We start from the raw sequence: 20,779 nt of genomic DNA, 5'->3' as shown, positions 1-20,779 counted from the left end.
CAGTGACTCAAGTCCGTCGATCTCTACCTGTTCAGGGGATGCTGGCAGGTCCGGACCCGGGTGTTCAGCACGCACCGTCGCGGCCCGGGTCGCCCCCAGGTGCCCCACCGGTCCCACCAGCGCCCCGACCAGCGGCGCGGCCGCGCGGCGGATGCCATCCTGGCGCACGACCGTCGGTGATCACCGGGGCTGCCGGGCCCCGGGGCCCGGCACCCCTGGACGGGAAGGACCGCAGATGCACGCTCCTCGGCTCACCACGGCGAGCCGGATCCTCGTCGCGGGCCACCGCGGCCTGGCGGGCTCGGCGCTGTGCGGGCGGTTGCGCGCGGCGGGCCACGAGAACCTGGTCCTGGCCTCGTCGTCCGAAGTGGACCTGCGCGACCACGCCGCGACCGCCCGGTTCTTCGCCGAGCACCGCCCGGACGTGGTGGTGCTCGCCGCGGCGCGCGGCGGCGGCATCCTCACCACCGTCACCCAACCGGCCGACATCATCTCCGACAACCTGCGCATCCAGGTCTCCGTGTTCGACGCCGCCCGCGCGCTGCGGGTGCCGCGGCTGCTGTTCCTGGCCTCGTCGTGCCTGTACCCGCGCGAGTCGCGGCAGCCGATCCGCGAGACCTCGGTGATGACCGGCGCCCTGGAGCCCACCACGGAGTCCTACGCCATCGCCAAGATCGCCGGGATGGCGCAGGTGCGGGCGGTGCGCGAGCAGGACGGGCTGGCCTGGATCAGCGCCATGCCGACCAACCTCTACGGCCCCGGCGACAACTTCCACCCGACCTCCTCGCACGTGCTGGCCGGTCTGATGCGGCGCATCCACGAGGCGGCGCAGTCGGGCGCGGAGTCGGTGCAGGTGTGGGGCACCGGCACCCCGCGCCGGGAGTTCCTGCACGTCGACGACCTGGCCGAGGCGTGCGTGACGCTGCTGGAGCACTACGACGAGCCCGCGCCGGTCAACATCGGCACCGGCCGCGACATCAGCATCGCCGACCTGGCCAAGATGCTGGCGGAGACCATCGGCTACACCGGGTCCTTCGAGTTCGACGCGGAGATGCCCGACGGGGCGCCGCGCCGGGTGCTCGACATCCGCACCCTCACCGGCCTGGGCTGGGAGCCCAGGATCCGGCTGCGCGCGGGGATCGCCGCGACCTACCAGTGGTACCTGGAGAGCACCGCGCTCCCCCGCCAGCGCGAGGCCGTGCGCGGGCACGAGATGGTCGGGTAGCCGACCCCGACCGACCAGTAATCCACAGTGAACTCCCGGTGGCGCCCGCGACCGGTTGATTCGCCCGAGCGCCCCCAGGAGCGCGCGCCCACCTGCTAGGTTCGACGGTGAACGATCCGCCGACCAGGCACGCGAGGGGGGTGAGCGGCGGTGATCCCGGCCGTCGAGCGCCCAGGCGCGGCCCGCCTCGACCGGAGCCTGCCCACCCCGCTGTGGGCGCAACTGCACGCGGACCTGCTGCGCCGGGTCGAGGGCGGTGAGTTCACCCGCTCCTTCCCCGGTGAGCTGGCGCTGGCCGCAGCCTACGAGGTGAGCCGCAACACCGTGCGCGAGGCGCTGCGCCGGTTGCGCGCCGACGGCACCGTCGTCGCCGGTCGCGGCCACCCGCCCCGGTTGGGCAGGCAGACCGAGATCACCCAGCCGCTGGGCGCGCTGTACAGCCTGTTCGCGTCGGTGCGGGCCAACGGCCTGAGCGCCACCAGTTCGGTCCGGGTGCTCGACGTGCGCGCGGACGGGGTGGTGGCCGCGAAACTGGGCCTGGAGGAGTCGACGCCGCTGCTCTACCTGGAGCGGGTGCGCTTCGCCGGTGGCACGCCGCTGGCGGTGGACCGGGTGTGGCTGCCGCACGCGCTGGCCGCCGGGCTGCGGGACGCGGACTTCACCGAGACCTCGCTCTACCGGGAGTTGGACGAGCGCTGCGGGATCCGGCTCACCGACGGCCAGGAGCGCATCCGCGCGGTCGTGCCGACCCCGGGTGAGCGCAGGCTGCTCGCCGCGCCCGCGGACACCGCGGCGCTGGCCATCGACCGGCTGGGGCTGGCCGGGCGGACCCCGGTGGAGTGGCGGCACACGGTGGTGCGCGGCGACCGGTTCAGCGTGCTGGCCAGCTTCACCGCCAAGGGCTACCAGCTCGACGTCCACAGTGGACACAAGGGGCCCGGCTGGTCGCACTGACCTGGGGTTGTTCTCCACCCGTAGTGCGAACGCGCGACCAGGGCGGACGAAAGACGGGGTGCCGGGCCCTGCTGTGCCCGGCACCCCTACCCCCGTGGCCGATCCCCGGCCGGTCCGACCCGGGGGCGACCTCGAGTCCGACGTCCGCGCCGCCGCGACCGGCGCCGCCGGGCCCGACGCGGGCGGCGGCGGGGTGCGAGGCGTAGGTGCACGGTCCGCCATCGGTTTTCCGCCGCGTCGGGTGGCGTCGACCGGCGGCAGGGTTGCGCCGTCGGACGTCTCACCGCGCGGCAGTGGACGGCTCACGAGCCGTCCACTGTGGAGCGCGGGCTAGCTGGTCAGGCCACGTTCAGCACGAAGTCGAACGTGCCCTCCTTGGCCGAGCCCACGGTGCGGACGTTCATCAGCAGCCGCGGGTCGTAGATGGTGTCGGTGTTGTTGCGCGGCTCACCCGGGAAGTAGAGCTGGGTGGTCAGGATCCGCCCACCCGGGTTCTGCACCTTGACGTGGATGTGCCGGGTGCGCCCCGGGTAGAGGCCGGGCACGATCGTGGTCAGGGTGAACTTGCCGCTGGCGTCAGTGTACTGGTGCCCGCGGAAGGTGTACCCGCTGTTGTCGTACGCGCCGCGGCTGTCGGCCTGCCAGAAGTCCAGCAGCGCGTTGGCCAGCGGCCTGCACGAGCGGCTGAACACGAAGCCGCTGACGGTCAGCCTGGTACCGGTGGTACCGGGCTGGATCAGGCTGGTGCGCTGCGGGGAGCCCGGCTTGAAGTACGGGCCCTCGGTCTGCGCGATGGTGGTGCTCTGGCCGGGGGTGCAGGCCAGGTTGATCGCCTCGGCGCCCTCGGGGCGCACCTCGGCCGGGCTGGCGGCGGCGAACCCACCGGCGGCGGTGGCGCCGATGATGCCCGCGGCGGGGACCACGAGGGCGCCGAGCTGGAGCAGGCGCTTGCGGGTGATGTTGCCCTCGCCTGCGTCTTCCGTGGTGGGGAGCTGGTCAGTCACTTGGGGAGTACCTCCTACGACGAGACCACCGGGTTGGCGATCGTCACGGATTGGCACACCCGATGCTGTTGCAGTGACGACCTCGTTGCAATCCGTGGCGATACGGGCTTAACTCAGGCGCTACCGTGAGCAGATCCGTGGTGAACAGGGCGCGAAAGCCGTTCACCCCAGGCAAAAGGTGCAGCATGGAATCGGGTCCTCTGGGAACCACTGTGGACAGATCAACCGGGCCGGACCGCGCGCCGCTGGTCGGCCGCGCCGCCGAGCTCGCGCGGCTGTCCGCGGTCGGCGCGCCCGCGCTTGTGCTGGTCGCGGGCGAGGCGGGGATCGGCAAGAGCCGGATCGTGGCCGAGCTGCGCGAGCACCCGGACCTGCTCGGGCACCACTGGTTGGTCGGCGAGTGCCTGCCGCTGCGCGAGCCGTTCCCACTCGGGCCGGTGCTCGACGCGCTCAAAGGTCTGGACGTGTTCAGCCCGCCGGTCGGCCGGGTGGACCGGGTCGACGTTTTTCCCAGAGTGCGCGCGGGATTGGCCGAACTGGGCCCCGCGGTGATGGTGCTCGAGGACCTGCACTGGTCCGACAAGGCCACCTACGAGTTCCTGCGGTTCCTGTGCCGGGGGCTGCCGCCCAAGCTGAAGGTGCTGGTCACCTACCGGCCGGAGAGCGTGCGCGCGGAGCGGCCGGTGGTCGACCTCGCCGGGTACCTGCCCCGGTGGGCCCGCGCGGTGGAGACCACGGTGCGGCCGCTGCGGGTCGCGGAGGTCGGTGAACTGGCCGCCGGTCTGCTCGGGTTGACCAGGGTCACCGCCGAGTTCGCCACACGTCTACACGAGTTGACGGGAGGCGTGCCGTTCGTGGTCGAGGAGGTGTGCCGGGCGCTGCCAGCGGAACCGGCGCCCCGCTTGGCCGACGCGCCGCGCTCGGTGCTCGACCGGCTCACCGCGCCGGTGGCGCTGCGCGGGTCGATCGCCGAGCGGTTGGCCGCGCTCCCGGCGACGGTGCGCGAGGTGGTCGGCGCGGCGGCCACGCTCGGCGCCCCGGTCGACGAGCACCTGCTCGGCCGGGTCGCTGGTCTGGACCGCCCGACGGCGGCCGAGGCCATCGACCGCGCGCTGGCCCACGGGCTGCTGCGGCAGTGCGCGCCGGGGCTGCTGGCGACCAGGCACGCGCTGGCGACCCGCGCGGTGATCGACCTGCTCGCACCCGACGAACTGCGGCGCGCGCACCGGGCCGCGGCGACCGTGCTCGCCGACGTGGACCCCGTGCCGCACGCCAGGTTGGCCCGGCACTGCAAGCACGCCGGGCTGGTGGCCGACTGGGTGCGCCACGCCGAAGCGGCGGCCACGCGCGCGGTGGCGCTCGGCGACGGGGACACCGCGGTCGACCTGTTGGCGGACGTGGTGTCCGGGTCCGGCATCGACATCACCACCAGGGCACGGGTCGCGGCACTGCTCAGCCGCGCGGCGCAGCCCGGGTTGCGCCACGACGAGGCCGTCGCGGCGCTGCGGGCGGTGTTGACCGAGGACGACCTGCCCGAGCGGCCGCGCGGTGAGATCCGGTTCGGCCTCGGCATGCTGCTGGTGTCGCAGGCGGGCAAGTCGGGTGCGGGCCGGGAGCAGTTGCGGGTCGCGGTCACCGAGCTGGCCGACCGGCCGGACCTGGCCGCGCGGGCGATGGCGGCGCTGGCCATCCCGTCCTCCACCTCCGGGACGGTCACCGAGCACCTGGCGTGGGCGAAGCGGGCGCTGAACATGCTCGGCTCCTTCGACGACCACGCGGTGCACACCGCGGTGCACGTCAACCACGCGTCGGTGCTGCTGTACTACGGCGACCCCGACGGCTGGCCGGTGTGGCGCGCGGCGCTGGCCCGCGGGTCGACACCGGAGGCCCGGCTGCACCTGCTGCGCGGGGCGAGCAACGCGGCCGACGCGGCGCTGCTGCTGGGCCACGACGCGCGGGCGCGGGACCTGCTCGCGTTGATCCCCACGCTGGTCGACCAGGACTCCGGGCTCTACACCAACCGGCTCGTCGCGGGGACCCGGCTGCGGCTGGACCTGGCGGCGGGGCACTGGGAGGGCCTGCCGGAGCGGATCGCGCACGTGCTGGCGAGCGCGCAGGCGCACCGGCTGCCGCTGCTGGACGCGGAGGTGCGGCTGGTCGGCGCGGAACTGGCCCTGGCGACCGGATCGCTCGCTGACGCGGAGGTGGACCTGCGGGCGGTGGGCGAGCGCGCCGAGCTGCTGACCATCTCCCAGGTGGCCGGGGTGGCGGCGGCGCGGGCCAGGATCGCGCTGTCGGGCAACCGCGCCCAGGAGGCGCTGGCGCTGCTGACCCCCGCGGTGGACCTGGTGCGCAGGCACGGGAACTGGGGGTGGGCGGCGCAGGCGGTGCCGCAGGCGTGCGCGGCGATGGTGGCACTCGGCGACCGGGCCGGTGCGGTGGCGCTGCACCGGGAGTTCGCGGACGCCGTGGTGGACCGGGACGCGCCCGCCGCCGGTGCGGCCGCCCTGGAGGCCGCTGGGTACGTCGCGCCGCGGGCGAAGGCGGTGGACCTGTTCGCCGCCGCCGAGGGTGAGTACGAGGCGATGGGCCGCCCGTACGCGCGGCTGCTGGCCAGGGAGGCCCTGGCGGCGGTGCTGCTGGACGACGGCGACAAGGAGGCGATGGTGGACGTCGTGGCGGGCTTCACCGACCTGGGCGCGCGCTGGGACGCCGCCCGGTGCGCCCAAGCCCTGCGCAAGCACGGCGTCACCCCGCGGCACCGGGGCGGGCGGCGGGGCTACGGGGACGCGTTGTCGCCGCGGGAGGCCGCGGTGGCCGGGATGGCTGCCCGCGGCAGCACCAACCGGGAGATCGCCGAGGCGCTGTTCATCTCGGTGCGCACGGTCGAGGACCACGTGGCCAACGCGCTGCGCAAGTGCGGGGTGCGCACCAGGTCCGACCTGCCGTGCGACTGAACGGGGCAGCGGGCCCCGGCGCCGTTGGGACGACGTCGCCGGGGCCCGCTGTGCGAGGTGACGGCTAGCTGGTCACCAGGCGCAGGCCGTACACCGAGAGGATCTCGGTGAGCGGCTGGAAGTACGTGGTGCCACCGGAGGAGCAGTTGCCGGAGCCACCGGAGGTGACGCCCTGGGCCTGGGTGCCCGAGAGCCACGAGCCGCCGGAGTCACCGGGCTCGGCGCAGGCGTTGGTGCGGATCAGGCCGCTGACGGTGCCCTGCGGGTAGTTGACGCTCTGGTTCTTGGCCTGCACGGTGCCGCAGCGCCAGCCGGTGGTGGACCCGGAGCGGCAGATCGACGCGCCGACGGCGGCCTCGGTGCCGCCCTTCACCGCGACGGTGGTGGAGCCGCTGTAGCGGTTGACGACGCCGCGCGGGGTCCAGTTGGTGTTGGTGCGGACCCAGGCGTAGTCGTTGCCGGGGAACGACGAACCCGCGAAGGTGCCCTGGGCGACCTGGTTGGAGCCCTTGGTCGTGGCGCCCGAGCGGCCGCAGTGCCCGGCGGTGACGAACCCGCCCTGCACCGAGAACCCGACCGAGCAGCGCGACCCGGAGCCGATGTAGTAGGCGTCGCCGCCGCGCACGTCGTAGAGCGGGCGGGGGGACTCGGTGGACTCGACGACCGACACGGCGGTGGCGTCGACCCCGGCGGCCGCGACGAACTGGTTGGCCGCGGCCGTGGACCCCTTGGCGGCGGTCAGGGTGACGGTGTTGCGCTGGACGTCGACGTACCAGCCGGTGACACCCTGCGGCGCGGCCTTGCCCTCGAGCCCCTGCGCGGTCGCGTCGAGGTGGCGGGCGCTGTGGCGCACCACGGTCGCCTCGGCACCGCCCGCGCGGACCTGCGCGGCCTTGCCGCTGTCGGTGACGCCGACGACGAGCTTGCCGGACCCGGCGTCGTAGTACGCGCCGCCGAACGAGTCGCTGAGCTTGCCGCGCAGCTCGGCCTCGAGCGCGGTCGCCCTGGTCTCGCTGTCGAGCCGCGCGATGGCGGCGTCGCGGGACAGGCCGAGGTCGCGCTCCATGGCGCTGAGCACCTCGGGGGTGACGTCGGAGGCGGTCGGGGCGGGGACGGCTTCCTGACCGGCGAACGCGGGAACGGTGGCCACCGCGGCCGCGGCCGCGGTCAGCACCACGGCGGCGACGAGTGTGCGTTTCACATGTGCTCCATCGGTTCTCGATTGCAGGGGACGCGGGCCGCGGTGAAACCGGCCCTTTCCGCCGAATGCGCTCAAGCCCTCACTCGCGACGTATCCGGCGGCTGTTCCCGAATCGTGCTCGCGGCGCTGGACGACCACAAGGGGAACTTGTTACCGGATATTCATCCGGTGGGAAAACCACCGCTGGTCTGCGCATTTCCAGCGAACCGATTTCACCTTCCCGGATAAGCGCCCAGGCATGATCACCCGCCGCCACCGGCCATCCCGGTTAACTGTGAAACCCTTACCCGCAGGCCAAACCGCCCACGCAGGCACGGCGCGAACCCCACCACCCTCGGGCGTAAGGTGGATATCACAGCGGGGTCCGCGCCCGCCCCAGGCCGAATTCCGCGAGCCCGGCGCCGACAATGCCTGCCACCTTTTCCCAGCGCTCCGACCTGTGCGGCACACGCTAGGCGCGGCACCGCGCCCGAGCATCAGGGGAAACCCTCGCACCCCCACCCCGCCTGCGACAACACTCCCCCACCGCCTGTCCAACCACCCCGCTCGCCCCCCCCGCCAGGCGCCCCACCTGCCGCCGCTTCGCTTTCCGCTGGCCCACCTGCCGCCGCCTCACCTGCCGCCCACTCACCCGCCGCCTCGCCTGCGCCTGCCCACCGCCCCGCGCGCCGCCAAGCCACCGCCCGCCACTCACTTCGCCGACCCGCCCGCCCCCAACCCCGCCCAGCGGCCCCGAAGACCACCCCCGGAAGCCGCCGCGGAGGCCATCCCCGCGAACCCCAGCCCCCACCCTGTCCCGGGGGGCGTCCCCAGGCCCAGTCTACAAGGACCCCCTCCCCCGAAGGGGTGACGACGAAAACCTGTGGATAACTCGACCCCTTGTGGACAACGCGATCTGGGCGAACCCCGGCGGAGCGGGTGGAGCGGGGCGAAAAGTCCGCCGGATGGGTGGTCGCGCCTGCCACATCGAGAGGCAATGCGAGGCTTCTCGATGGTCGAGATAAGTCGGTGATATCGAGGCGCGGCGCGGGTCAGTCGGTGTGGAGGCGGGCTGCGAGTTGGGTTCGGGAGCGGATGCCGAGTTTGCGGTAGACGCGGGTCAGGGAGGCTTCGACCGTCTTGACGCTGATGAACAGCCGGTCAGCGATCTCGCGGTTGGAGGCGCCCTCGGCGACCAAGGCGGCGATGCGGGACTCGGTGGCGGTCAGGTCCGTCGGCGCTTGGCTGGCCTCGGCGGCGCCCGCCAGGCGGGTGAGGACGTGGTCGGCGTGGTCGGCCCACGGGCGGGCCGAGGCGGCGGCGAACAGGGCCGCCGCCCGGAGCACGGGTTCCCTCGCCGCGGCGTACCGGCGGCGGCCGCGTTCGACCCGGCCGCGCACCAACAAGCAGTGGCCCGTCTCCAGTGGTTGACCTAAAGCCGTGAACACGGATTCGGCCCCCAGCAACAGGTCCACGGCCCCGTCGGCGTCTCCGCGCGCCGCGAGCAGCGAGGCCTCAGCGCGGTCGAGTTGTGCGGACACCCCCGCCGGTTCGGGCACGTTCGCGAGCCGGTCGCGGGTGTCGGACAGCAGGTCGGCGGCTTCGTCGTGCTCCCCCACCGACACCAGCGCGGTCGCCAGGTCGGCGTGCCAGCGCAGCATCGTCGGGTCGCGGATGCCGCGCGGGGCCTCGAGTTCCGGGATGCGGCGCAGCGCCACGACCGCCTCGGCCGGGCGGCCGGTGCGCACCAGGGCCTGGCCGAGCAGGTGCAGGTGCCTGCGCAGGAACACCAGGTCCGAGTCCTGCTCCGCGGCCCGCACACCGCGTTCGGCGTAGGTCACCGCGCGGGCGACGCTGCCGCCCGCCAGTTCCGCGACGGCGCTGGTGTGCCAGCCGGGGGCCGGGCTCAGCCGCGCCTCGCCGCCGATCCGCCGAGCCCGGGCCGCGTACTCCATCGCCTCGCGGCAGCGACCCAGGCGGGCGGCCACCTCGGTGAGCCCGCGCAGGACGTTGACCAGTTCCTCCGCCGCGCCGCGCTCGACCATGCCGAGCATGCCCAGGTACATCGCGCGGGCGTCCTCCAGCCGGTCGTCGAGCGCGGCGAAGCGGGCGACGACCGACGCGGGCGAGAAGTGCAGCCAGCCGTCCATGTCCGGCGGCGGAAGCACCAGGGCCGCGCGCAACGGTTCCTCGAAGTCGGGGTCCCCGGCCAGCCGCCGCATCAGCGCGATCGTGGCCAGCGCCATCGACTCGATGGAGGTGTCACCGACCGAGCGCGCCAACTCGACCGCGCGACCGGCTTGCTCGGCCGACGCGGCGGGCCACCCGTTGATCATCGCCGCCCACGCCCGCCACAGCCACAGCAGGCCACCGGAGCGCGGGCAGTCCCCCGCGTCGGCCAACGCCAACGCGAACAGCTCCTGCTCGTCGGCGACTCCCTGGCCCGCCAGGTGGATCAGCGACATCCGCACGCGAACCCGTTGCAGCGGAGCGGAATCCGCGGCGAGCACCGCGTCGGCGGCGCGGCGCACCACATCTTGGCGCGCAGCCACCGCCCCTGTCTGCGCGGCCGCGACCAACCACTCCAGCCGCTGCGCGCGTTCGTGGCGCGGGGTGCGGTCGGCGGCGAGCAGGTACAACTCGGCTGCCAAGTCCCGGGATCCTTGGCGCTGCGCGGTTTCCGCGGCGACGACCAGTGCCCGCGCGGTCGCGGCGTCCGGGTCGGCGGAGGCCAGCGCGCGGTGGCGTTCCCGGTCGGCGTCGGAGCTGACGACCTCGGCCAGCGTGGTGTGCGCGGCGGCCCGGTACCCGGCGTCGGCGAGGTCGGCGATCATCGTGGCGGCGGCGGGTGGGGTGAACCGGATCCGGTCCGCGTCGGTCACCACGAGCCCGACCTCGGCCGCCCTGGCGATGTCACGCACCGCTTCGGCCCGACCGGCCCGCAGCAGCAGTCGCACGGTCGGCCTGGACGCCAAAGCACACCACAGCACCGTTTCCCGTTCGGCTGGGGTGAGCCCGGCCAGCCGTTCCCGCACCAGTGCCGCGACGTTCGGCGGGTGGTCGCGGTCGGTGGCCGCGCCCGCGAGGATCAGCGCGAGGTACGGGTTCCCAGCGGAGTCGGCGTGGATGGCGGCGGCGGTGCGGGCGGGGAGTCCGTGCGCGTCCAGCAGTTCGGCGAGGTCGTCGGCGCTCAGCGGCGGGACTTCCAGGCGCAGCACCGGTCCTGGCGCGAGCGCGGCAGGCGGCACCGCCCGGGGACCGTCGTCGTCGAGCGGGACGGCCTCGGGGAGCCTGCCCGCGACCACGGTCCGCACCGCCGCCGACCCGACCCGCCGCGCGGCGTAGGCGATGACATCGGCCGAGGCGGCGTCGACCCACTGGGCGTCGTCGAGCAGCACGAGCACGGGTTCCTTGGCCGCCATGGCAAGCAGCGACAGGTGCCAGGCGTGCCGCAGCGGCATCCCGCCGTCGTCCCGGCGCCCCACGAGCACCTCGGTGGCGGCGCGGTGGAACTCCTCCGGCAACGCGGCGATGATCGCCGACGGCACCTGCGCCAGCAGTTCGGCCAACACCCCACCGGAGATCCACCGCTCCGCCTCGGCCGCGGTCGCCCGCAGCACCCGCCCACCGCTGTCGATCGCGTCGAGGATCGTCGTCTTCCCGATCCCGCTCGGCCCGGTGAGCAACACCCCGCCACCTTGCTCAAGCCCGGCCCGCACCCGGGCCAACACCCGCTCCCGCCCCACCAGCCCACGCGCGGCCCCGGCACCGCCCATTAACGCCCTCACCTCACCGGCTCACAGGTCCCGACACAGTACAGACGGCACCAACCGGGAACAACCACCGCTGACCACGGTCCCGAACCACTCGGACCCCAAGTGCGGCAGTGCGTTCTGTGCGTCAATGAGCGTGATCAGGACGAGCCTGCGCGACGGTCATGTCCACTTGACCGGTGAACAGGCCGTGGTCAGGCACACCGGATCGACAGATGTGCCTGACCACGGCCGGATCTGCTGGCTCAGGCCCGTTCCACGAGGTGGCCGATGACGTCGGGGCCGGGGTGGGCGTGGCCGGAGCCGTCGCGGCGGGGGTCGGGTTCGGGGAGTTCGACGGCGGAGCCGGTGCGGGTGGAGCCCGCGGGGCGGGGGCCGATCCAGGCGAGGACGAGGGCGGTCTCGCCCTTGAGGAAGCGGTGGGCGCGGACGCCGCCGGTGGCCCGGCCCTTGGCGGGGTACTCGGCGAAGGGGGTGACCTTGACCGACTGGCCGGTGGAGGTGACCACCTGGGGTTCGCCGTGGTCGGGGTCGTCGATGCGCAGGGCGGCGAAGAAGACCACCTTGCCGTCGGCGGGGACGTTGATCCCCGCCATGCCGCCGCCGCGCAGGCCCTGGGGGCGCACGAGCGAGGCCGCGTAGCGCAGCAGGGACGCGTCAGCGGTGACGAAGGCGAGGGTCTCCGAGCCGTCGGTGAGCCAGGTGGCGCCGACGACCTCGTCGCCCTCCTTGAGGGTGATCACCTCGAACTCGTCCGAGCGGACCGGCCACTCCGGGGCGCACACCTTCACCACGCCCTGGCGGGTCCCCAGCGCGAGACCGGGTGAGCCCGCCGCCTGGTCGCCGAGCGGGGCGATGCCGATGACCCGCTCGCCCTTCTCCAGCGCGACCAGCTCACTGGCCGCCATGCCGCCCGAGAGCGACACCGTGCCGCTCTGCTCCGGCAGCACCGGCAGCGGCAGCACGTCGGTCTTGAACGCCCGGCCCCGGTTGGTCACCAGCAGGACCTGGCCGCGCGCGGTCGAGTGGACCAGCGCGGTGACGGCGTCGTGGCGGGCCCGGCCCTTGCGGGTGCGGCCCTCCGACGCCTCCTCGGACTCCGCCGCCGTGCGCGCGACCAGGCCGGTGGCGCTGAGCACCACCTGGCACGGGTCGTCGGCGACCTCCAGCGGACCGGCGGGCTTCGAGGCGGCCAGCACCTCCTTGAGGTCACCGTCGATCAGCGCGGTGCGGCGCTCGGCGGTGAGGTCCTTGGCGACCTTGCCCAGCTCGGTGGACACGACCCGGCGCAGCACCTTCTCGTCGTCGAGGATCTTGTCCAGCTCCTCGATCTCGCCGCGCAGCCTGGCCTGCTCCTCCTCCAGCTCGATCTTGTCGTAGCGGGTGAGGCGGCGCAGCGGGGTGTCGAGGATGTAGGTGGCCTGGATCTCGGAGAGCTTGAACCGGGTCATCAGGCCCGTCTTGGCGGCCGCCGCGTCGTCGCTGCCGCGGATCAGCCGGATGACCTTGTCGATGTCGAGCAGGGCCACCAGCAGGCCCTCGACCAGGTGCAGCCGCTCCTCGCGCTTGCGCTTGCGGTAGCGGGTGCGCCGGGTGACGACCTCGTAGCGGTGCCGCAGGAAGACCTCGAGCAGCGCCTTGAGCCCCAGGGTGCGCGGCTGCCCGTCGACGAGCACCAGGTTGTTGATGCCGAAGGACTGCTCCATCGGGGTCAGCCGGTACAGGTCGGCCAGCAGCGCCTGCGGGTTGACGCCGACCTTGCACTCGATGACCAGCCGGGTGCCGTTCTCCCGGTCGGTGAGGTCCTTGACGTCGGCGATCCCGGTCAGCCGCTTGCTCTTGTTCACCTCTTCGGTGATCTTCTCGATGATCTTCTCCGAGCCGACCTGGTAGGGCAGTTCGGTGACGGTGATGGCCTGGCGCCTGCTGCCCTCCAGGTGCCCGATCTCCACCTTGGCCCGCATCCGGACCACGCCGCGGCCGGTCTCGTAGGCCTTGCGCACCTCGTCGAGCCCCAGCAGCATGCCGCCGGTGGGCAGGTCGGGGCCGGGCACGAACTCCATCAGCTTGTCGAGGTCGGCCTCGGGGTGGGTGATCAGGTACCGCGCGGCCGCGACGACCTCGCCGAGGTTGTGCGGGATCATGTTGGTCGCCATCCCGACCGCGATCCCGGACGTCCCGTTGACCAGCAGGTTCGGGAACGCCGCTGGCAGCACGACCGGTTCGAGCAGCGACCCGTCGTAGTTGGGCCGGAAGTCGACGGTGTCCTCGCCGAGCTCACCGACGAGCAGCATCGCCTCGCGCGACATCCTGGCCTCGGTGTAGCGGCTGGCGGCCGGGCCGTCGTCGGGCGAGCCGAAGTTGCCGTGCCCGTCGACCAGCGGCGCGTTGAGCGAGAAGTCCTGGGCCAGGCGCACCATGGCGTCGTAGATCGCGGTGTCGCCGTGCGGGTGGTACTTGCCCATGCAGTCGCCGACCACGCGGGAGGACTTCACGTACGCGTGCGTGGGCCGGTAGCCCTGCTCGTGCATGGAGAACAGGATGCGCCGGTGCACCGGCTTGAGGCCGTCGCGCGCGTCGGGCAGGGCGCGCGAGTGGATCACCGAGTAGGCGTACTCCAGGTACGAGTCCTCGATCTCGGTGCGGACCGGGTTGTCCACCACGGTCGCGCCCGCCTGGTCGAAGGCGGACGGGTCGACCTTGGCGGAGGGGGCCTTGCGGCGGGCCATCGGCTGCGGCTCTCTCTCGGGTGCGGTCTGGCTCAGACGTCGATCGCGGACTGGTCGACGCGGGCGGCGGAGTCGACCAGCCAGTTGCGCCGCGGCTCCACCTTCTCCCCCATCAGCAGTTCCAGCGCGGCCTCGGCCGCCTCGGCGTCGCCGAGGGTGATGCGGCGGACGGAGCGGGTGGCCGGGTTCATCGTGGTGTCCCACAGCTCGTCGGCGTCCATCTCGCCGAGGCCCTTGAACCGGGGCACCGGGGTGACGACCTGCTTGCCGGAGCGCTCCAGCCTGGCGACCGTGGTCTCCATCTCGCGCTGGGTGAAGGTGAAGATCGTCTCGGCTGACCGGCCGCGGGTGGTGATCTTGTGCAGCGGCGGCATGGCGGCGTAGAGCCTGCCGTCGTCGATGACCGGGCGCATGTACTTGGCGAACAGGGTGATCAGCAGGGTGCGGATGTGCGAGCCGTCGACATCGGCGTCGGCCATCAGGATCACCCGGCCGTAGCGCATCGCGGCCAGGTCGAAGGTGCGGCCGGTGCCCGCGCCGAGCACCTGCACGATGGCGGCGATCTCGGCGTTGCGCAGGGTGTCGGCCAGGCTGGCCTTCTGCACGTTGAGGATCTTGCCGCGCAGCGGCAGCAGCGCCTGGTACTCCGAGACCCGCGCCATCCGCGCCGAGCCGAGCGCGCTGTCGCCCTCGACCAGGAACAGCTCGCTGCGGGCGACGCCGGTGGTGCGGCAGTCGACCAGCTTGGGCGGCATCGCCGCGCCTTCCAGCGCGGTCTTGCGGCGGGCGGCGTCCTTCTGCTGCTTCTGCGCCAGCCGGACCCGACCGGCGTCAACGATCTTCTGCAGCACGACCTTGGCCTCGGCCTTGGTGCGCCGGTCCTCTGTCCACTCGCGCAGGTGCCGCTCCAGCACGCCCTGCATGACCTTGGTGATGCCCGCGGTGGACAGCTCGTCCTTGGTCTGGGAGGTGAACTGCGGCTCGGGGACGCGCACGTGCACCACGGCGGTCATGCCCTCGAGCACGTCGTCGAGGGTCGGCGGGTCCTCCTTGGGCTTGAGCAGGCCCCTGGTCTTGGTGATGGCCTCCTGCAGCGCCTTCACCGCCGCCCGCTCGAAGCCCTTGCGGTGGGTGCCGCCGTGGGCGTTGCGGATGGTGTTGGTGAAGCACTCCACGGTGCGCTCGTAGCCGGTGCCCCAGCGGAAGGCGACCTCGACCTCGGCGCGGCGCGCGACCTTGGAGCGCATCACGCCGTTCTCGTCGGCGGCGTTCTCCTGGTAGGTGCCCTCACCGGTGACCAGCAGGGTGCCGGAGACGGCGCGCTCGCCGTCGGGGGCCAAGAACTCGACCATGTCGGTGAGCCCGTTGGGGAAGTGGAAGGACTCCTCGGAGTAGGTGCCGGGGTCCTCTTGGTCCTCTACCCGCAGGACGTAGCTGACGCCGGGGACCAGGAACGCGGTGTTGCGCAGCTTGGCCCGGACCGCCTCGACGTCGAGCGCGGCGCCGTTCTCGAAGTAGCGGGCGTCGTACCAGTAGCGGATGGACGTGCCGCCGCGCTCGCCGCGGCGCATCTTGCCGACGACGTCGAGGCCGGAGCGCTTGGTGAACGGGGCCTTCGGACCGTCGCCGTCGAACACCCCGGGCACGCCGTGGGCGAACGACATCCGGTGGACCTTGCCCTCGCGCTTGACGGTGACGTCGAAGCGGTGCGAGAGCGCGTTGACCGCGGAGGCGCCGACGCCGTGCAGGCCGCCGGAGGTCTTGTAGCCGGAGCCGCCGAACTTGCCGCCCGCGTGCAGCCTGGTGAGCACCAGCTCCACACCGGACAAACCCGACTTGGCGTGCACGCCGGTTGGGATGCCGCGGCCGTCGTCGTCGACCTGGACGCTGCCGTCGGCGTGCAGGGTCACCACGACGGAGGTGGCGTGCCCGCCGACGCCCTCGTCGGTGGAGTTGTCGACCACCTCGGCGAACAGGTGGTTGATGCCCCGGCTGTCGGTCGACCCGATGTACATGCCGGGCCGCTTGCGCACCGCCTCCAGACCCTCCAGGTGCGTCAGGTCGTCGGCCCCGTAGAGGGTCTCGGCAGTCACCGCGTGCTTCTCCCGCTGCTGTCGTCCTCCCGGGCGCGCGCCCGGCGCCCGCGCGGCCGGTGCCGCTCGAACAGGTGTCCCAAGGTACCGGAGGGTATCGGCCCACCCCGACAGCCGTGGCGCACCGCGCCGGGCGAGCGGCGTGGCGCCCGCCACGGGCCGGGTCGCGCCGACGGTCCGAGGCGGATGGTCCGAACCGGGGGGCCCGGCCGGGCCGGGGTGGTCCAGTCCGGGCGCCGGGACCCCCAGATGGTGATGGCATGCGCCGTACGGACGCTTGACCGGGGGTTGAAACGCACCGGCGGTTGTGTGAATTTACCGCCCGGTGGCCGGTAGGCCTCGTCTTGACGGGTGATCAGACCCGCGTTTATGGTCTAGACCACAGCACATCTACACCGTATTCGCGGTGCGACGGGCTGTGACGAACACCGAGTGACAGCTACCAGCACCACCCCGGCGTCCGGGTCCGGCCGACGCCCGACGGGTGGCAGGCGTCCCCCTGCTCCCGTTTCCACCCCTGCGCCGGTCGCCCTGTGGCGACCGGCGGAAACGCCGTCCACTCCTGTGGAGGAGCACGCAACCATGAAGCACAAGCGCAAATTCGCCGCGGCAGCGGCAGGGGCGACGATCGCCCCGCTGTTGATGGTCGCCCTGCCCGCGAGCCCTGCCTCCGCGCACGGCTACATCAGCACCCCGCCCAGCCGCCAGGCCAACTGCGCGGCGGGCAAGGTCAGCAACTGCGGTCAGATCATCTACGAGCCGCAGAGCGTCGAGGGCCCCAAGGGCCTCAAGAGCTGCAACGGCGGTCTCTCCCAGTTCGCCTCGCTCAACGACGAGTCGAAGAACTGGCCCGCGGCCTCGGTCGGCAACTCGGTGAACTTCACCTGGACGCTGACCGCCCGGCACGCGACCTCGACCTGGGAGTACTTCATCGGCAGCGAGCGCGTCGCTGTCTTCAACGACAACGGCGCGCAGCCGGGTGCCACCAAGAGCCACACGGTGAACCTCGGCGGTCGCTCGGGCCGGGTCAAGCTGCTGGCCGTGTGGAACATCGCCGACACCGCGATGGCCTTCTACAGCTGCGTCGACCTGCAGGTGGGCGGCGGTGGCGGCACGACCACCACGCAGCCGACCACCACGACCACCCAGCCGACGACGACCACCACTCGTCCGACGACCACGACGACCACCACCACGCCGCCGCAGTCGGGCACGTGGGCGGCGGGCACTGCCTACACCGCGGGCTCCACCGTGACCTACAACGGTGGCTCCTACCGGTGCCTGCAGGCCCACACCGCGCTCGCGGGCTGGGAGCCGAGCACCACCCCGGCTCTCTGGGCCAAGAACTGATGGCCACCCGGCCCGGACCTCGGCGGGTCCGGGCCGGGTCCCTCAAGGAGGCACCCATGAGACGTCCGCTGATCGCCGCCGCGTGCCTCATCGCGCTCACCGGCTGCGCGGGCAACGGCCACGCCGGTCACGAGAGCACCGACCACGCGGGCCACGACCTCGCCCCGACCACCCCCGCGTCGGCACCGGCCCAGGCACCGGTCACCAGCGCGAGCGGGTCGGCGGCCCCCGCCGTCGGCGACTACAACCTCGCCGACGTGATGTTCCTGCAGATGGCCGTGGCCAACCACAACCGGGGCATCGAACTGGTCCACCTCGCCGACAAGCGCCCCATCCGCGAGGACCTGCGCAACCTGTCCGCCGCCATCCGGCTGACCCAGGAGCAGGAACTCGAGCAGATGAAGAAGTGGCTCACCGAGTGGTCCCAGTCCACCGACGTCAACCCGGACCCCAACGCCCACGCCCACCACGGCGGCATGCCGGTGACCGACGCCCAGTCGCTCGCCGAACTCGGCAAGCTCCCGGACGGCGAGTTCGAGAAGCAGTTCATCGCCCTGCTCACCGCCCACCAGCACAACGCCGTCGAGTTCGCGTTGACGGAGGGCAAGGAGGGCGCCAGCACCCCGGTGAAGGCGTTCGCGGACAAGGTCGTGAAGTCGCGCACGGGGCAGATCCAGCAGTTGTTGAACTACCAGCAGCAGTGAGGTAGCTGGTGGCTACGGCGGGCCCCGGGGACGCGGGGCCCGCCGTAGTCGTGCGCGGGCAGGTCGGGTCCTTGGCCGAGGGGGACGTCGGTGCGCCGCGCGTCCGAGGTGGACACCCGCACCGCTACCGCCTCCTGGCGGATTTCCCCGGCATTGCCCTGGCCTGACCGGTCTTGATCGCGTGCAGCCCCTCCTCGAACTGCTTGACCAGGGGACTCTTCCTCCCCTGGGCGCCGCGCAGGGCCGCGAGCATGCTGAACATGAGGTGCGCCGCGCGCGTCGGGTTCCCCGCGATGGCCGTCCACTTGGCCAGCGACAGGTGCATGCCGATGGTCGTGGTGTCGAACGGCCCCCGCTGCTCGCGGAGTTGGTCGAGCAGGAACTCGTGCAGGTCACGAGCCGCGCCCGGATCACCCGCCTCGCCAACGGCGTCGGCGTGGAACAGGTGAAGCCAGATGGTCCTGATGTCCGCCTCGCCGAACTCGGCGGTGGCGATCGCGGCCACGTCCCGGTAGGTCGCGATGGCCTCGTCGAACCGGCCGAGCGCCGTGGCGCAGTCCGCGTCGCACGACCGGCTGATCAACGTCAGGTAGGCCCGCGGGCCCAGCAGGCGCGAGCGCGCGGACGCCACCGGGCCGAACAGCTCACTCGCTCGCTCGAACTCGCCCAGGCTGTAGTGGCACCTGCCGAGCTCGTGCCGCGACACCAGGGTGTCCAGGTGGTCCGCACCGAACAGGTCACCCTGGATCCGGACCAGGTCCGCGAACAGCTCCTTGGCCCTCGCGGGGTCGTACGCGTGCACCGAGGTCGCCGAGAGCGACCGCGCGCGGAGCACTCGGTCGCTCTCGGGCCCCAGCGACGGAGTCATCCTCACCACCAGGGCATCGATCTGCGTCGCGGCGGCCCGGGGGTGGTCCATGTCGTCGTAGAGGTGGGCTTGGCGGAGGAAGAGGTCGAAGGTCTCCGGGTCGTCGGGCAACCGCTCGCCGACCGCGAGGACGTGGCTGTGCAGATCCCGCCAGGTCTTCATGGTCGTCAAGGTCAGGACCGGGTCCGGCAGGGCGATGGCGACCAGGTCCCGGGCCCGGTTGGCGTGCCGGAGGCCGTCGCCGTGGCGGTGGCGGGTGGCGGCCTGGACCAGGCGGTGCACGGTGATCGTGGTGTCGGGGCCCCGGGTGATCAGGCTGTGGGAGCGGAGGTCGCCGATGGCGCGGAGCAGGGTGAGTTCGTCGTCGAACAGGGGGTGCAGCAGCGAGGTGGGGATGGCGTCCGGGGCGAGGTAGGCGATGGTGTCGAGTACCTCGCGGGCCGGGTCGGTGAGGCGTTCTATGGCCAGGAGCCAGGTGGTGGCGACGGTGTGGGGGTAGTCGTCGGGCTGGCCGTCGGCGAGGAGGTCGGCGCTGCGCGCGCGGTAGAGGCGCAGGTAGGTGGTCAGGTCGATGCCGGTGGTGGCGGTGAACGAGGCCGCTTGGGTCAGGGCGAGCGGCAGGCCGTCGAGTTCGTCGGCGAGTTCGGCCGCCGTGTCCGCGTCCCCGTCCTGGGAGACGGTGGTGAGCAGTTCGACCGCCGCCTCGGTACCCAGCGGGGCGACCGCGTGGACGCCCGCGGGCCATGTGCCTGTGGACTGACTGGTGACGAGGACGTGCCCGTTGCCCTTGGCCGGGTAGAGGCCACGCAGCGCGGCAGCGTTAGAGACGTTGTCCAGCACCAAGAGCCAGGGCTGCTTGTGTTGGGATAACCAGAGGTTCGCGGCCTGCATGGCATCGCGGACGAGCGTGGCCTCGGAGACGGGACGAACAAGCTCTAAGAGGCTGCGGTACTCGGCGTCCAGCGTCTCGCGGTCTTCGGCGCGGACCCACCACACGATGTCGTAGTCGTCTAGATGCCGTTCAGCGTAGGCGCGGGCGAGGCTGGTCTTACCGACACCACCCATGCCGGTAAGAACCTGCACACGCGGGCCGCGACGGGTCTGTTCGGCGGTGAACGCGGCCCTGAGGTCAGCTAACTCCTGGTCCCGACCGACGACCTCGGCCACACCCACTATCTGCGGTGACACGATCCGCCCGAGGACAGCGCTAGAGGCTCCCGGCGTCCCTGGTTCGAGCTCGGGTTCCGAACCTAGAGGCATGTGGTTGACCTTCGGCTTGGCCAGCAAGAACCGGATCTTCCGCACCTGACGCGGAGTCGGGGACACCCCACTATCGCGCACGGACACCGGGGCGTTGCACCGAGCTACGGCTGGGCGGTGATCTCGTCGTAGGTCGGGAAGTGGTGGGCGATGGAGTTGTCGAGGAAGGTGGCGATCCAGCCGTCGTCGTCGTGGAAGAAGCGGATGGAGACGTACTCGGGGTGGGTGCCCATGTCGAACCAGTGGGTGGTGTCGGCGGGGACGCTGAGGAGGTCGCCCGCTTCGCAGAGGACGGCGTGGACCTTGCCCGCGATGTGCAGGTAGAAGATGCCGGAGCCGCGGGCGAAGAAGCGGTCCTCGTCGTCGTCGTGGGTGTGCTCGGCGAGGAACTTGGCGCGGGCGGTGGCGGCGGTGGCGCGCCACTCGTCGGTGTCGGCGGGGACCATGGTGACGGCGTCGACGAAGTGGTAGCCCTCGCGGGTGGAGACCTCGTCGACGTGGGTCTGGTAAGCCTTGATGACCTCGTCCGACGTCGGTTCGGCTGGCAGGTCCACCAGCGGCCAGCGGGAGAAGCGGACGCCGAGCGCGCCGAGGGTGTCGGTGATCTCGGCCGCGTCCCTGGTCCTGGTGAGCACGGTGCCCGGGTCGTCGTCGGCCCAGATGGTCAGTTGGGTCATGGGTC

General features: G+C 72.6%; 11 protein-coding genes and 1 pseudogene. 5 read left to right on the top strand and 7 right to left on the bottom strand.

All coding sequences use genetic code 11. The features are described from left to right. The first annotated feature begins 235 nt into the window (after positions 1-235). Entirely contained in the window at positions 236-1,225 is a 990-nt protein-coding gene (locus LV79_RS31045) for a GDP-L-fucose synthase family protein (protein WP_253841840.1), read from the top strand. Positions 1,226-1,375: 150 nt separating this feature from the next. Continuing rightward, the gene (locus LV79_RS31040; protein WP_253841839.1) at positions 1,376-2,179 is read left to right on the top strand and encodes a GntR family transcriptional regulator; all 804 of its coding nucleotides are present in this window, start codon (positions 1,376-1,378) and stop codon (positions 2,177-2,179) included. 344 nt (positions 2,180-2,523) lie between these two features. On the opposite strand, the pseudogene LV79_RS31035 reads toward LV79_RS31040, so the two are convergent. Next, a pseudogene (locus LV79_RS31035) lies at positions 2,524-3,183 on the bottom strand (dioxygenase family protein); the annotation flags it as partial. 212 nt (positions 3,184-3,395) lie between these two features. Here LV79_RS31035 and LV79_RS34710 point away from each other — a divergent pair. Beyond that, complete coding sequence (locus LV79_RS34710; RefSeq protein ID WP_285470693.1) at positions 3,396-6,140, top strand: ATP-binding protein; 2,745 nt, start codon at positions 3,396-3,398, stop codon at positions 6,138-6,140. 64 nt (positions 6,141-6,204) lie between these two features. Here LV79_RS34710 and LV79_RS31020 read toward each other — a convergent pair whose 3' ends face one another. From LV79_RS31020 to LV79_RS31005, 4 genes are all read right to left on the bottom strand, one after another. Beyond that, the gene (locus tag LV79_RS31020) at positions 6,205-7,341 is read right to left on the bottom strand and encodes a S1 family peptidase (RefSeq protein ID WP_253841837.1); all 1,137 of its coding nucleotides are present in this window, start codon (positions 7,339-7,341) and stop codon (positions 6,205-6,207) included. Between the two features lie 1,031 nt (positions 7,342-8,372). Next, complete coding sequence (locus LV79_RS31015) at positions 8,373-11,096, bottom strand: helix-turn-helix transcriptional regulator (protein ID WP_253841836.1); 2,724 nt, start codon at positions 11,094-11,096, stop codon at positions 8,373-8,375. Positions 11,097-11,338: 242 nt separating this feature from the next. Continuing rightward, entirely contained in the window at positions 11,339-13,822 is a 2,484-nt protein-coding gene (locus LV79_RS31010; RefSeq protein WP_253841835.1) for a DNA gyrase/topoisomerase IV subunit A, read from the bottom strand. Between the two features lie 32 nt (positions 13,823-13,854). Next, on the bottom strand, positions 13,855-15,915 hold the full coding sequence (locus tag LV79_RS31005; protein WP_253841834.1) for a DNA gyrase/topoisomerase IV subunit B: 2,061 nt from the start codon (positions 15,913-15,915) through the stop codon (positions 13,855-13,857). 582 nt (positions 15,916-16,497) lie between these two features. On the opposite strand from LV79_RS31005, the gene LV79_RS31000 reads away from it, so the two are divergent. Together LV79_RS31000 and LV79_RS30995 are read left to right on the top strand one after the other, a co-directional pair. Beyond that, positions 16,498-17,265 carry a lytic polysaccharide monooxygenase gene (locus LV79_RS31000; RefSeq protein ID WP_253841833.1) on the top strand — a complete coding sequence of 256 codons (768 nt, stop codon included), beginning with the start codon at positions 16,498-16,500 and terminating at the stop codon, positions 17,263-17,265. A gap of 56 nt (positions 17,266-17,321) precedes the next feature. Then, positions 17,322-17,969: a DUF305 domain-containing protein gene (locus LV79_RS30995; RefSeq protein ID WP_253841832.1), complete on the top strand. Its 648-nt coding sequence runs from the start codon at positions 17,322-17,324 to the stop codon at positions 17,967-17,969. 124 nt (positions 17,970-18,093) lie between these two features. On the opposite strand, the gene fxsT is transcribed toward LV79_RS30995, so the two are convergent. Both fxsT and LV79_RS30985 read right to left on the bottom strand, forming a co-directional pair. Further along, the gene (fxsT, locus tag LV79_RS30990; RefSeq protein ID WP_253841831.1) at positions 18,094-20,142 is read right to left on the bottom strand and encodes an FxSxx-COOH system tetratricopeptide repeat protein; all 2,049 of its coding nucleotides are present in this window, start codon (positions 20,140-20,142) and stop codon (positions 18,094-18,096) included. Positions 20,143-20,201: 59 nt separating this feature from the next. Then, positions 20,202-20,774 (bottom strand): 1,2-dihydroxy-3-keto-5-methylthiopentene dioxygenase, encoded by a 573-nt coding sequence (locus tag LV79_RS30985; RefSeq protein ID WP_253841830.1) that lies wholly within the window; start codon positions 20,772-20,774, stop codon positions 20,202-20,204. Between the last annotated feature and the right edge of the window lie 5 nt (positions 20,775-20,779).

The sequence above is a fragment of the Actinokineospora globicatena genome, assembly GCF_024171945.1.
In the GTDB taxonomy this organism is placed as follows: Bacteria; Actinomycetota; Actinomycetes; order Mycobacteriales; family Pseudonocardiaceae; genus Actinokineospora; species Actinokineospora globicatena.
This window is presented reverse-complemented; position numbering and strand designations above follow the sequence as displayed.